Genomic DNA, 14,659 nt, shown 5'->3' with positions numbered 1-14,659 from the left:
TCCGTCGCGCGCGCGGCGCAGCCGGCGCATCAGCGGTCCGTTCGCGCGCACCGCTTTGCGGAACGCGCCGCTGGTCGCCAGCGCCGGCAGGCACGCCGGCCCGAGCTCGGCGCGCGCGGTGCGGCCGGATGGCAGCAGCAGATGGTCCAGCATCGGCGCCAGCCACAGCAGCGCGCCCAGATCCCGGCCGTCGCGCGCGCGGCCCAGATCCGGGGCGACCCGGCGGACGAACAGGGCTTCGGCGGCGGCCTTCGCGGTCTGCGCGATGCGCAGCAGCTGATTGGCGCGTTCGATCTCGCCGGCCTGTTCCCATATCGCCGCCATCATCTCTTCCTGATGGCGACGCACCACCTCCGCGCCCAGCCCGGCGGCGACCCGCCGCGACGGATGCAGATTCAGAGTGCGCAACCAGTCGGGCGTTTGCGGCGGCAGGTCCGGCGCGCTGCGCGCATGCCAGCGGCCGTAGAGCGGCGGCGCCAATGGCGTGTCGTCGGCGAGGCGCGCGGCCAGATGTTTCACCAACGCGACCGGCGCATCGTCGAGCGGGTCGTGGTGTTCCGGCATCATCGCCGCGTCGATGCCGAGGACGGCATCGGCGAAGACCGGACCGTCCGGGCCTGCCGGCATCGAGGCATCGAGGCGGCGACTGGCGCCGCCGTCCGGTTCGTAGTGTTGCAGGCGTTCGACCAGCGCGGCGAAGCTGCCCGGCACGCCGGTGGTGAACGTCCAGTGGTCGTAGACCGGCAATTCCAATGCTGTCGTCTGCGTGGAAGTCCAGGCGGGACCGAGCAGCGCCGGGTCGCTCAAGGTCACCGGCAGGCCGAGGCCGGCCAGCACGCCACCCTTGAAGGTCGGCACCAGGCAGACCAGGTAATCGGTGGATGGCTGCAGCACCATCGGGCAGAGCAGGCGCGAGCGGAACCGCGCCGGCTCGGCCTGTGCCCCGGCGCGGACCGGGTCGGGATCGGTGCCTGCCTGCGCGCCGCCTTCCTGCACATGCGCCCATTCGGCGGCGTGCGCGAGATCCGGCAGGTGCGCCAGCGCCGCCGGCGTCAGCGTCAGCACCGATCCGTGCGGACCCGCACCCACGCTGGCGAGCGTCGCCGGCACGGCGATCAGGCACAGCCAGGGCGTCAGCGTGTCGGCGGGTGCCGGCGAAGGTGCGTACGGGGTGAACAGCCAGGGCAGGTCCGGGCGCGCGAACTCCACGAATGCGAACAGTTCTGGCGCCGCCGCAGCCACGCCCGGCGCCGGGCTGCGCGCGAGGATCTGGTCCTGCGCCAGCCCGACCACGTCCGCCGGCCCGAGCACCGACAGCGCGGCGCCGGGCGTCGTCCAGGTCGAAGCGCTGCCGCTGTCCGGCTCGTTGCGCAGGTGCAGGCGGGTGGACACGCTCGCGCGGATCCGCGCGGAGGTCTGGCCGGGCTGCTGGGCGATGGCGGCGGCGATCGCCGGGCGCGCGTAGCGGATGAATCGAACGCTCATGCTTCCACCACCACCACGGCTTCATGTGCCGGGACCAGCACGGTATTTGCGCCCCCGCCGTCGTTCTGGCGCCGACGGTCGTCCAGCACCGCGTGCCCGGCTTCGCCGCCCGGGTGGGTGGTCAGCGTGTCGCGCTCGGCGAAGACATAGGTCTCGGGCTTGACCGCGATCGCGCCGGGCAGGACGACAGCATTGCCTTGCAAGCCGGGCTTGACCTGGGTGAAGCCCAGTCCCGGCTGCGTCGATTGCGGGCGCGGGCCGGGCAGTGGGCCGGTCGGGTTGATGACGGTCTCGTCGAACCGCGCGGGTGCCGGATCCAGCAGGCTGTTCGGCAGCCACAGCCCCGCAGGCGACGCTTCGACGCCGGCGGTCATGGTCTCGAACGCCGGCCGCGACAGTTTCTCGTCGTCGGTGAGCACGTCGAATTCGCCCGGCGCGAAATCCTCGCCGACCTCGCGCTTCGCGACCGCAGCGCCGCCGACGTCCAGCTGCTCGATCACGAACTTCGCCGGGTCGATCACCGTGGAAGTGCCGAATTTGCGGATGACTTTCTCGAACGGCAGCAGCCGCTGGCGGAAACCCAGACCGCCCAGCGGATGCACCAGCACCGTTCCCGGCACCGACTCCACCTTGCGCAGGGTCACCACCGATTCGGCCTCGGCCTTCGGCAGCGCGGTCCAGTTGTCGGCGCGCACCACCTCCGCCGCCAGCTGCTCCGCCAGCTGCGCGAACTCGCGGCCGGCAGCCGGCGCCTGCTGTGCGGGCTCGCCGATGATCGCCTCGAACGGAATCCGCAGCGGCACGATGCACTGGAACTCGACCACACCGGCCACCCGCCACGGCTCCGGCCCGGTCAGCGAGGCTTCCAGCCGCGCCAGGAACAGGGTCGCGCCATTGCGTTTGATCTCGACACCGGCGGCCAGATCCGCCGCGAAGAACGGCGGATCGAAGATCAGCAGCACATCGAACTGCGCATAGGCGTCCACGCTGAACAGGCCCAGCGCGGTATCGGCCTGCGCGTGCAGATCGGCAGCGGCGCCGAACTGGATCGCGTTGGAGGTGATCGCGAAATACGACGACAGCGTGAAGGTCGGGTTTTCCCCGGTCGACAGCGCGATCGCCAGTCGCGGCGGCGCGCGGAAATCCGGCGGCGGCAGGAATCGGCGGTTGAACCCGCCCACCGACAGCACGAACGCCTTGGTCGCGCCCCAGGAAATCAGCAGCGCCATGCCGCCGCTGACGGCGAACATGGCGATCCGCGAATCGACCAGCCGCGCTTCCACCGTGAGCCGGCCGCGTCCCAGATCGATCAGGCCCAGCACTTCGAGGCGCAGATCGATCACCGGATCGTCCTTGGTCGGCAGCGCCGCGCGCACCCGTCCCAGGATCGCGATCGTGATCGGCGCGGGCACCGACAGCAGCACCGCCACGTCGATTTCCAGCAGCGAGTTCGCGCCCCAGCCGATCTTCACCATCGGACCGAACACGTACCGGTCGCGCTGCGCCGGGAACACCGCGCGGATGTCGTCGATGATGGTGCGCACGTTGGCGACCACATCGCGCGGGAACAGGATCGAGCCCAGCCGGCCTTCGCGCAGCCGGTCGGCCAGCACGTCCTGCTCCATGCCGCGATGGATGCCGAGCAGACCGCCGATGCCGATCAGGCTGAAGCCGAAGCCCAGCTGGATCGGCGGGAATTCGGCAGTGATCAGCACCAGCATGCTGAAACCGTCGCTGCCGTCGGGCATCCGCGTGGTGACCACGCCCACCGCGCTCAGCGACAGCGCCTTGATCGACAGCTGCACCGCACCGGCGTACATCGCCTGGTCGGGATCGAAGAACAGATAGCCGCCGCCTTTGACCGGCCCCTGGTCGAAGGAGAGGGCCACGCCCTTGGGCCCGGACAGGCGCAGGGTGGGCATCAGACCGGACCCGGGCGCGCTTTGCGCTTTGCCGCCGAGATCGAAGCGCAAGCCGATATCCTGCACCGTGATCGACAGCGGGCCCAGCGTCGTGTCCAGCGTGCCTTCGACCCGGATCCCGAAGCCGTCCTGATCGAAACGCACGCCTGCGCGCACCGGCCCGATGCTGAAGACCGGCGTCGACAGCACGCTGTTCCACGAACGCGCCAGTTCGACTCGACCCGTCAGCGACACACCGTTGCGCAGCGAGAGCCCCAGCGAGAGGTCGCCGCTCAACATGCTGTCCGACGCGCCGGGCAACAGTTCCGACGAAAACGAGTCCCTGCCGTCGGCGGCCAGCCCGAAGGCGAGATCGCGCAGGGTCAGACGCATCGATAGATCCGGCGGCGGGCCGGGCGCGAATTCCGCCTCCAGCCTGATGCCACCCATGGTGAAGTTCAGACCGCCGTCCTCGCCGATGCGCAGCGCCGGGTCTCCGGACGTGCCGGGCCGCGAGACGTAGGCGCGGAACGACGGTTGTGCGTTCGGATCGCTGCTGACGATGCCCGACCGCCCCAGGCGCACGGTTTTCGGCAGTCCCTGCAACGAACCGCCTGCGATGAATCCCGGGCGTGAGGCTTCCACCGAGAAGGCACCGGCGCTGGCCAGCATCAGCATCGGCCGGCCGCCGTCCTGGGTATCCGGTGCGATGCCCACCAGCAAGCGCTGCAGCAGCAGCGCGTCGTCTGGGGCTGCGTCTTCTCCCGGCGCCCAGAACGAGATCTGCAATAAATGCCGTGCGCGTTCCGCCTCGTCCGCCGGCACTCCCGCCTTCGCCACCAGACTGCCGTAATCGGCCGCCAGCCCGAGTTCGCGCAACAGTTCCGCCAGCATCGGCAGCAACAGGTCCGCCAGCGCATCCGAAGCCGCAAGGCCTGTGGAGCTCGGCCCCGTCAACGTACCGATCGGGTCCTGCACGAAGCTGCCCAGACGCTCGGGCTTCAGGCGCGGCCGACGGCGTGCCTGACGCACGATCCGCGACGTCCCGGTCCCCACGTACAGCGCCCGGCCGTCTTCTTCCACGATCAACACGCCCGCCAGCACCAGACCCGCACGCAGCGCCGGCAACCGCGTTGCCAGATAGGCGTCGATCAGCGCATGCACCACGTCCTCGGCCAACAGCAGCGCCGCGTCCGCCGGAAGCCCCGTGGGCGGCGACCATTGCGACAGCGATCGTCCGAGCGATTCCAGCGACCCGCGCAGATCCAGCAACCGGATCGCGATGTCGGGCAAGGACACGGTGTCGGAGGCGGCGCCTTCGATCACTTCGGCGATCGTCCGACACACTTCGATCAGCGCCGGGACGTCCAGACCCGCCAGCTCGTTGACATCCCAACCCACGAAAGCGAACGCGTCCGTGACTTTGGAAAGATCGTCCACCGCGATCGGAGCGATCAGCGCCTGCAGCTCGTCCAGCAGCACCGCTTCGAAACGGGATCCGCTCATGCAGGCCTCATGGCGTCAGGTTCGCCAACGCGGTGATCCGGGCGCGCACGCTCAGCAGCTCGGCATGCACGCTGCCGGCACCGCTGCCCAGAAGGTCCGGCGTTTTGGTGGTGTAGAAACCGATCAGATCGTCGATCAGGCCCTCCGCATGCGTTTTTTCGATCGCGACTGCAGCGGTGCCGGTTGCACCGGCAAGCGCAGTGATCAATTTCTGCTCGCGCGCCAACACGACGTCGGTGAGTTCGGAGGTGATCGATTTCTGCGAAATGATCACCCCGAGCCCACCGGCCGGCACGAGCTCCTCCAGTCGTTTGATGCCGGCCCGATGTTCAAGCACGGTGATGAGCACGGCCGGCATCGCATCGGTATCGGTGAACAATTTGCGCATCGCGCGAAAACGGCTGAACGATGCAGCGGGAACGATATGGTGACTGTCGAGCGCCAGCAGCTCGAGCGCCCGCATCAATTCGTCCTCTCCGCCCATCGTGCGCGAAAGCTTGAAGAGTTTGGTGAGTTCGAGCTTCTCGGCTTTCGCCAGCGCCGTCATGCCGCCATGCGTACCCATCTGCATGTGCAGCTTCCTGTACCGGCCGATCATCGCCTGTGCGATCGTGATGTGGAAGGTCGACACCTGCCTTGCCACGCGCGCCAACGCCGGCGACATCTGCTTCGCGACCATTTTCGGATAGAGCAGCGCCCGACGTATCTTCACTTTGCGGATGTAGGTTCTCATCGCACTCACGAAAGCGCGGTATTCGGCGGCGGTGAGCGCTCTGGGCATGCTTCGGTCCGTCCCTCAAGTCGCGATCTTGAGTAGCTTGAGCGGCTTGCCCATGCCCAGTGTCGCGACTTCCTCGATGACCTCCCAGATCACGAAGCCGACGAGCGTGCCGAACACTTCACCCAATTTCGCCGCATCGTCCGCCACCGCTTCCAGCTGTTTCTGCAGCACGCGATCGCGCATCATCTCGGCGACGAAAAGGGGGAGCTCACCGAGCAGATCGAAAAGTTCCCCAGGCGGTTTGCTGACGAATTCGAAAAAAGCGGTGCGCAGTCCGCGCAGGGTGTCCACGATCGCGAGCAGTATCGAAAGGTTGGCGTCGGCTCCGGGCAGTGCGGAGATCGCCATCGCGATCTCCGCCAGCAGCGCTTCGGCATCCGCGTTCATCACGGCTTGCGCAAGACTTGCCTGTGGATCGAAAACAGTCTGCAGGAGTGCGCGCGCCGGCAGCGTCAGCGTCAGCATCCCGAGAGACACCGTGAACGCCTGTTGGTCGAGCGCGAATTTGGCGACATTCTTCACGAGATCGATGATCCCCGTGGCCGACTCTTCGATGTAGTCGGAATAAGCCAGACCGGCGCTCGTCCCGAACACGGAAAGGTTGCCGACGATGGTCGTTCCCGCACGCGCATAGATCGGTTCGAACAGCAGCGGTCCGCCCGGTATCAGCGAGCCGGCAACACGCTTGAGCACATCTTCCGCAGTGATGCGCGGCAGAAGATCCTGGATGAGGATGGTGCCGAATTGTTCCCAGGAAGAGGGCGGAGCGATTCCCGCCACGCTTTGCAGGTCCATGGGCGTGGCCATCCGCGACATGCCTGCCTCGGCATCCTCGATGCCTGCGCCATCGAAGTTCCGGTCGTTGACCGGAACGATGGTGCCCGTATACGCCCGGGTGTCTTCCTGGAGCGTGTCCATCAGCGAGGCGATTGAGTCGGTATCGCTCATATTCTGATCACCGTCGCGCGCCGGGATCGGACCCGGCCGCGATCTTTGAACGCCATATCGCCATGCAGACCCATGGCCGCCATCGAACGACTTCACCCCAAAGCCCCGCACCCCAGCGGCTCGCATCCCACCCGCAATGCAACTTGTCATCGAATCCCGACCAACGGGCATGTCGGAAGGGCCACGAGACTTGACGCCTTGTTTTGATGAACGGCTATGTTCACCAAAGTCCAACAACGACATCGGGTCCGTAATCCGGCCATCCTCGATATCGATCGTGCGGAGTGAGAATGATTTGCGGAGCGCGGATCGTGCGCGTGGGCTTACAGCGCCGGCAGGATTTTCTCCATCAGCAATTTCGCGGTGATCCGGTGCGGCTGCTGCACGTCGTAGTTGGTGGTGGTGATCACCACCACGACGCGCTGTTCGGGAAACACCTGCACGCTGTTGCCGCCGCTGCCGTTCATCGCGTACGACGACCATACCTTGCCCGCGACCGGGAACTGCATGCGCCACCACAGGTAGCCGTATTCGACGCCGTCGTCGACGCGCGCGTGCGGCGCGACCGAGGTCTTCACCCAATCGGCCGGCACGATCTGTTGGCCGGCGTGGCGACCGCCGTCGAGATACAGCTGGCCCAGCGCGAGCAGGTCGCGGCTGCGCAGGCCGAGACCGCCGCCGGCCTGCGGCAAGCCCAGCGGCGAGAATTGCCACTCGGGTTTGTCGATGCCCAACGGCGCGAACAGCGTGCGCTGCGCGTAGGTGTCGAGGCGTTCGCCGACCGCGCCCTGGATCGCGGCGCCGAGCGTGGTCACGCCTGCGGTGCAGTAGCGGAAGTTGCGGCCGTAGGGCGAGTCCGCCGGCTTCGGCATCCATGCCGGGAAACCCTGGATCGGCAGATCGACGTAGAACTTCACCCAGTCCTCGACCAGATACATGCGTTCTTCGTTGCCGCGCGAATACTGGTTCTCGTCGTGGCATTCCAGCAGCGACGACATCGTCGCCAGATCCTCGAAGCTGATCCTGGCCTTGCGCTTGTCCTGGTTCTCGATGACGCCGCGATAGTGCAGGTAGGGCAGCATCGGCGCCTGCGCGTTCGGGATCCTGCCTTCGGCGATCGCGATGCCCAGCAGCATGCCGGCGACGGTCTTGGTCGCGGAGCGGGTGTTGCGCCGCGCTTCGGCGCCGCCGTCGTCGAAATAATGTTCGTACAGCAGCTTGCCGTCGCGGGCGACGATCACGCTGGTGATCTGCTTGAAATCGCCTGCGGAGACGGAGCGGGTGACCTCATCAAAGGCGGAGCTTTGTGCGAACGCGGGCGCGGCGGCGAGGACACAGGACAGTGCGATCAGAAAGCGGTGCATCGGTGAACTCCGTATGGCGGGAAACGCGTTGTTCGAAACATGCTGCTTGAAACATGTCGATACGCTGATGTGGTGTTTCAAAAATAGTGACTTGGATACAACGGATAGCGTCACTGTGGGAGGGCCTTCAGGCCCGACGCTTCTGCTGCTGAAGATCTGTCGGGGCTGAAGCCCCTCCCACAAAGGCACAGGGATTTGCGCGACAGAGTAGGCGCACCATCGCCAACGTCTTCGGTGTTGTTTCGGAAGTTCTCGGAAGCCGCTTCACGCAAGTCGCACGCAAGTTCAATTTTTTCGAGACACCACACTAGCAGCAAAGCGCGTGCGCGATTTGTACGGATCGAACCATTGCGACTGGATTTCAACGCAGGCGCCGGTAGTCCGTAGGCGTGCAGCCGAAGCGTTGCCGGAACGCGCGGCTGAAGTGGCTCTGGTCGCTGAAGCCGGCCGTCGCGGCGATATCGAGCAGCGGGCGCTTGCGGTCGTGCAGCAGCGCGGCGGCGCGTTCCAGCCGGCATTCGCGCAGGTATTCGCCCGGAGAACGGCCGTAGCGGCGGCGGAACGTGCGTGCGAACGCCACCGGATGCACGCCGGCCAACCGTGCCAGTTCGTCGATGCGCGGCGATTGCGTACAGTCGTCGCGCAGCCGGTCGCGGGCGCGCGCCAGCCACGCGGGGCCATCGTTGCGTTCGATCCGCTGACGCTGCTGCAGACTGTCGAGCAGGGTTTCGAGTCCGGTCTCGATCTGCAGCGCGGACGCGTCGTCGTCGATATGCAGCGCATCGCGCAGCGCATGGGCGTGGCGTACGGAGAAGGCGTCGGAACGGAGCGCGCGCGTGGGCAATGCGCGGCCGGCGATGGCGGCGGCCGGTATCGAGACGGTGAAGAAGCGACCTTGCAGTCCACGGAAACAGTCGCGATGCGTCGTGCCCGGCGGGTTGTAGACCAGCGCCGGCGACGCGCAGACCGCCGGCATGCCGTGCGCGCTGCTGACGTACTTTCCGGCCAGCACCAGCACGAAATGCGCATCGTCGTGACTGTGCGCTTCCATCTCGTGCTCGGGCACGGTCGGCTGCATTTCGGCGAGTTCGATCGCACCGACGCGCCGCCGCCGCGCGACGTCGCCGTAGAACATGCCCTTGCGGAAGATCTTCATCGTGGCGACGGCGGGAACCCGGATGGGAGATATGCGCTGCAGTCTGCGCGCATCGCGGCCGGGGTTCCCGTGTCGTTGGTCATCCGCCGCGAGGCGGCATGACCCCCGGCCCGAGGTATCCCCACTTTATTCCCCTAGACAATCAACCGGAGCGTTGTGATTGGCGCGAATCGTACTTTTACCCGTCGTTCCCGCGAACGCGGAACCCAGTGTCTTTGCGCTGCGCGGAAGCTGGAAGTCACTGGATCCCCGCGTTCGCGGGGATGACGACGTTTTCTTGAAATGCTGGAAAAAAGCGGATACCGCAGCCCTCAACTCACCCCACCAACAACCGGTTCATCCGCGCGATGAACGCGGCCGGGTCGTCCAGATGCCCGCCTTCGGCGAGCATCGCCTGTTCGAACAGCGGCGAGGGTTCGCTGCGGCAAAGCAAGCGCTCAAGAGCACATGTGCGAAACGAGATGGATTCGGGTAGATTCTGGACGCGCGTTTTGATGGCTGAACGGCTGGCGAGAGGATTATCGGATGGCGACGGAAGAAGAGAAACTCGGGAAGGTACCGGAGGCGGACCTCGTCCATGGGCATCCGTATGTGATCGACCCCGAAACGGGGGCCAAGGCGACCTTGGACGGCAGCCCTTACGCAGGGATCAAAGCGAACGATGTTGCGCTGATCGAAGACAGAAAGCGCCTGCAAGCCGAGATGCAAGTCCCGGTCCTGGCCGGCAAGGACGACCCCAACGCCTTCGTGTTCTTCGCTTTCCTCGACGGAACGGGCAACGACAGGCACGACCAGAATTTCGCGCCCACGGGCGTAGCGCAGATCTACGAAGAGCTCGACCGCCAAATCAAAGCCGGTTACGGCGACCCCCATATCGCCGCCGCGTACGTCACGGGCACCCAGACCAGAACTTACGACAACATGGCTGATGGCGCGGAAGGCTATTCGGCCGATGATCGGGCCGAAACCATGTACGTGGAGTTCTGCAAACAAGCCGCCGCATGGAAGGATAAGTACCCGGAAGCGGAAATCAGTCTTGCCTCCATGGGCTTCAGCCGCGGCGCGGAAGAAGCGGCACTGCTCGGCCATCTCGTGCATGAGCGCGGGATTCATGATCCTGACGACTTTACTTATGAGACCCTGGACGATGGCCTTGTAAAAGCTGGGAGCATCAAGTTCAACAAAGAAGAACCAGGCATCGCCAAGGGCGATGACGTGAAGCAAGCGTACATCGGCATCGACCCTGTGTCCGAAGGCGACCTCAAAGACGGCGGGTGGATCGGCGGAGGTCAACCCTATGGCTTGGCGCCTACCGTGGTCGGGGGTTTACAGCTCTCGGCCCGGGATGAGACCAGGCGGGCGTTCGAGGGCACGGAACATATCGAGGAAGGTCTCAGCGCCGACAAAACGCGAGCGAATCTCGAGGTTCCCGGTGCGCACGGCGATCTCGGAGACGCGTATTACGCGAACGGTCTGGGTGTCCGTTACACCAACATGGCGAAGAACTACATCAATGATCTGGTGGACTTCGAGAAACCGCTGCTGTCCTTGAAGCCGGAGGACACGAATCTTGGCCTGGGCAGCACCAATGTCATCCACGATTCGCATATGCACTTCCCGGGACCGTATCTGTACGACAACGATGAATTCAGGGAGCGCGGCGATCGCTTTTCAGATCCGCCGTCACTGGGCTACTACCGGCCGAAGGACGAGGACCTTGCCGAAAACACCCGCTATCGCACGGCGAGCCCCGAACCGGCTCCGGTTGCCGATTCGTGGGCGATCGCCGGCAACCTGTACGATCCGAAGCAAGAGCAGGAAAAAGGGTGCACGTTCAATCTCTCACCGGTCGAAGTCTCGTCGCCGGAAAGCGTCCCTAGCGGAAGCATGCACCAAGGAATCTCCACGGTACGCCAAGTGACGTGCGAATCCGGTTCGTTTCCCCCGGTGGAGAAGACCGAGCCCCAACCGCCGCTGCAAACCGAGAAAGTGCTTGCTGCGGATGCCTACGGTACGCCGATTGGCATGTATCCGCCTGAGTTGGTGCCTAACGACCGTGTGGTGGGCACATTGCCGATGTCCGCATCCACACATCCTGCTTTTCCGACCTACAGCGAAGTGTGGAATGCCATGGCGGACCCGGCGAGAACGAATATTCCATGGGGCAGCATGAGCGAGAACGACCGCAGTCGCGCCGCCGCCGCCGTGACCGCCGCCGCCATGGAGGGGCCTCCCCCGCTCAACAACATCAACACGGTGGTGCTGAACAATCGGAACGATACGCTGATCGCGATCGAAGGCAACCCGACAGATCCGTCGAGCAAACGTGTGAGCGTGCCGCTCGAGGTGGCGGTGACCACGTCGGTCGAGGAATCGACCAAGAAAGCGGACGCGGCTTTGGAAGAGCAGCGCCAGCAAGCGCTGATTTCGCCGAACAACAACCTCCAGCCGATGGTCGCAACGACGGCACGCGCGCAGTAAAGCGCATCAGATACTGCGCGCGCCTCCGGAATGGTATGCCATCCCGGAGGCCGACCTCGCCGCCGCAGAGCGAGACGGCGAGGATTGATCCGTTCGCTCAGCCCACCAGCAACCGGTTCATCCGCGCGATGAACGCGGCCGGGTCGTCCAGATGGCCGCCTTCGGCGAGCATCGCCTGTTCGAACAGCAGCGTGGCGTAATCGGCGGTGCGCGCATCGTCGTCCGGCGCGGCATGCAGACGCTGCAGCAGGGCGTGTTCCGGGTTGATCTCCAGGATCGGTTGCGACGGCGGCGCGGCCTGACCGGCGGCCTGGAACAGCCGCTGCATCTGCAGCGACATGTCGTATTCGTCCACGACCAGACACGCGGCGGAATCGACCAGGCGGTTGGACACGCGCACATCCTTCACCTTGTCGCCCAACGCGGCCTTGATGCGTTCGACCAGTGGCGCGGCGGCCTTGGCGGTTTCCTCCTGCCTGGCCTTGTCCTGCGCGTCGCCGAGCTGGTCCAGATCGATCTCGCCCTTGGCGACGTTGCGCAGTTTCTTGCCGGCGTATTCGTGCAGGTAGCCGGACATCCAGTCGTCGATGCGTTCGTGCATCAGCAGCACTTCGATGCCGCGCGCCTTCAGCGCTTCGAGCTTCGGATGGTTGCGCGCCGCGTTCCAGCTCTCGGCGGTGATGTAGTAGATGTCTTCCTGCAGCCCGGCCATGCGCCCGATGTAGTCGTCCAGCGACACGCGCTGGTCGGCGGCCTCGCTGCGCGTGGTCGGGAAGCGCAGCAGTTTGAGCACGCGCTCGCGATTGGTCGCGTCCTCGGCCACGCCTTCCTTCAGCGTCGCGCCGAAGGCGTTCCAGAAGCCGATGTACTTTTCGGGCTCGTCGCGCGCGATCTTCTCGATCATGTCCAGCACGCGCTTGGTCAGCGCGCCCTTGATGCGTTCGACCTGCTTGCTTTCCTGCAGCAGCTCGCGGCTGACGTTCAGCGGCAGATCGTCGGAATCGATCACGCCGCTCGCGAAGCGCAGATACGCCGGCAGCATCTGCTCGGCGGCGTCCATGATGAAGATCCGCTTGATGTAGAGCTTCAGGCCCTTGCGCTCGTCGCGGCTGTACTGGAAATCGAACGGCGCGTGCTCGGGCAGGAACAGCAGCGAGGTGAAGTTCTGGTTGCCTTCGACCCGGTTGTGGGTCCACGCCAGCGGGTCGGCGAAATCGTGCGACACGTGTTTGTAGAAAGCCTTGTAATCGTCGTCCGACAATTCGTTCTTCGGCCGGGTCCACAGCGCCGAGGCCTGATTGACGACTTCAAGCTCGGTCGCGGCTTCAGCCTCGCCGTCTTCGTTCGCCGCCGGCTTCGCCATGCGGATCGGGAAACCGACGTGATCGGAATACGTGCGCACCAGCGAGCGCAGCTTCCACGGCTGCAGGTAATCGCCGGCGTCTTCGCGGATATGCAGTTGCAGGGTGGTGCCGCGCGGGGTGTCGGCGGGTGCGGGCTCGATGCTGAACTGGCCGTCGCCGGTCGAACGCCAGGTCCAGGCGTCGTCGTGGCCGGCGCGGCGGCTGGTGACGGCGATGCTGTCGGCGACGATGAAGGCCGAGTAGAAGCCGACGCCGAACTGGCCGATCAGCTGCGCGTCCACCTTCTGCCCGGCAGCGATGCTGTCGAGGAACCGGCGCGTGCCGGAATGCGCGACCGTGCCGAGGTTCTGCACCAGCTCGTCGTGCGACATGCCGATGCCGTTGTCGCGCAGGATCAGCGTCTGCGCGTCGGCGTCGACCGCCAGGTCGATCGCCAGATCGCCACCGTCACCCAGCAGCTCAGGCGCTGCGATGGCCTCGAAGCGCAGCTTCTCGCAGGCGTCGGAAGCGTTGGATACCAGCTCGCGCAGGAAGATGTCCTTGTTCGAGTACAGCGAATGGATGACCAGTTGCAGCACCTGCTGCACATCGGCCTGGAAGGCATGGGTTTCGACCGTGGGGGTCGCGGCGGGGGTGTCGGTGCTCATCCGTAGGGTGTCCTTGCGTGTGAATGCGTGTCTGGCGATGGCGCAAGGATGGGCGCGATTCGGGCGGTTTCAAGTCGCGGGGAGGAGCCGGTACCGTCGCGTCCCGCTTGCGGGAGACGAGTGCAGTCGCCCCATGGCTCGCGTCGTGCTCGAACGCCGCAAGGACGGTGTGGTGTGGATGCGATCGGATCCGATCAGGCCGGCGAGGCGCTGGTTGGACGATCGGGCCTCCATCGCGAGGAAGATATCCGTCTGGCGCCAGGGCACGGACGCAGTCTGCGGACCCGGTCTGTCGGCGTTCGCATGCACCCGTGGTTGCCGTGATGTACGGCCCGAAGATCCCGCTGATGCGTGCGGGCGATTCGCCCCGGGCGGATCGCCCCGGACGGGCCCCGTCAAGCTTTCGGCCCACAGCCCTTGTAGCGGCTGTTCAAATTTCCTATGCTCGGGCTGCAAGAATTCCGCAGGGCCGGCTCCGAGCATGATCGGGCCGGTCCTCCGAAGAAGGATGGGTGCTACTGCCCAAGAGCTGCGTTGCTCTAGAACATTTAGGGATGAATGCGATGAATTACCGTCTTGAGTCGACCCGTTTCACCGCCAAGCACGCTGGCTTGCGAAGGTCGACTGTCGCAACGAATTGAAGTCCTCCCGAGTTGATTCTCTCCTGACCTGATGCCAGCGGACCGACACCGTCGATCTGCTGCCCCGCGTTGGCGCGTCCATGCCAACCGATGGAGCTTTCGCTCCATTCGTTTTCTCAACGCCTCATATACCAAGGAGCAATTCCATGAAGAATGAAGTCTCGCAACAGGCCCAGAAGGTGAAGGTTCTCGCCCTGCAGAAACTGAATGACATCCGCGGTGGTGAAGCCTTCGGCATGGATGCATCGCCGATGGATTGGAGCACCTGGAGCAGCGGTTGCGGTGGCGTCGGCAGCAGCGAATGGAGCACCTCCAGCCAGAGCTGCCGCTGATTCAAAAGAGGGCCATTGGCGGCGCCGCCAATGGCTTTCCTGACGTCCACCGA

Annotated in this window: 8 protein-coding genes; 2 read left to right on the top strand and 6 right to left on the bottom strand. The window is 65.4% G+C overall.

From position 1 onward, the window contains the following. Positions 1-1,481 precede the first annotated feature (1,481 nt). From HOP03_06340 to HOP03_06320, 5 genes are all read right to left on the bottom strand, one after another. Positions 1,482-4,892 (bottom strand): hypothetical protein, encoded by a 3,411-nt coding sequence (locus tag HOP03_06340; GenBank protein ID NOT87783.1) that lies wholly within the window; start codon positions 4,890-4,892, stop codon positions 1,482-1,484. A gap of 7 nt (positions 4,893-4,899) precedes the next feature. Continuing rightward, a complete protein-coding gene (locus HOP03_06335) occupies positions 4,900-5,673 on the bottom strand; it encodes a hypothetical protein (protein ID NOT87782.1) in 774 nt (257 codons plus the stop codon). A gap of 15 nt (positions 5,674-5,688) precedes the next feature. Continuing rightward, complete coding sequence (locus HOP03_06330; protein ID NOT87781.1) at positions 5,689-6,621, bottom strand: hypothetical protein; 933 nt, start codon at positions 6,619-6,621, stop codon at positions 5,689-5,691. A gap of 323 nt (positions 6,622-6,944) precedes the next feature. Beyond that, entirely contained in the window at positions 6,945-7,985 is a 1,041-nt protein-coding gene (locus tag HOP03_06325; protein ID NOT87780.1) for a serine hydrolase, read from the bottom strand. 361 nt (positions 7,986-8,346) lie between these two features. Beyond that, on the bottom strand, positions 8,347-9,141 hold the full coding sequence (locus HOP03_06320; GenBank protein ID NOT87779.1) for a helix-turn-helix transcriptional regulator: 795 nt from the start codon (positions 9,139-9,141) through the stop codon (positions 8,347-8,349). Between the two features lie 525 nt (positions 9,142-9,666). Here HOP03_06320 and HOP03_06315 point away from each other — a divergent pair. After that, a complete protein-coding gene (locus HOP03_06315) occupies positions 9,667-11,622 on the top strand; it encodes a hypothetical protein (GenBank protein ID NOT87778.1) in 1,956 nt (651 codons plus the stop codon). A 97-nt stretch (positions 11,623-11,719) separates the two neighbouring features. On the opposite strand, the gene htpG is transcribed toward HOP03_06315, so the two are convergent. Further along, positions 11,720-13,633, bottom strand: coding sequence for a molecular chaperone HtpG (gene htpG / locus HOP03_06310; GenBank protein ID NOT87777.1), 1,914 nt, complete (start codon positions 13,631-13,633; stop codon positions 11,720-11,722). A gap of 787 nt (positions 13,634-14,420) precedes the next feature. Here htpG and HOP03_06305 point away from each other — a divergent pair. Continuing rightward, positions 14,421-14,606, top strand: a complete 186-nt coding sequence (locus HOP03_06305) for a hypothetical protein (GenBank protein NOT87776.1) — start codon at positions 14,421-14,423, stop codon at positions 14,604-14,606. Positions 14,607-14,659: the final 53 nt, after the last annotated feature.

Origin of the sequence: Lysobacter sp. (assembly GCA_013141175.1) — a bacterium.
GTDB lineage: Bacteria > Pseudomonadota > Gammaproteobacteria > Xanthomonadales > Xanthomonadaceae > Lysobacter_I.
Note: the sequence above shows the minus strand (reverse complement) of the source record. Positions and strands in the feature narration are given on the sequence as shown.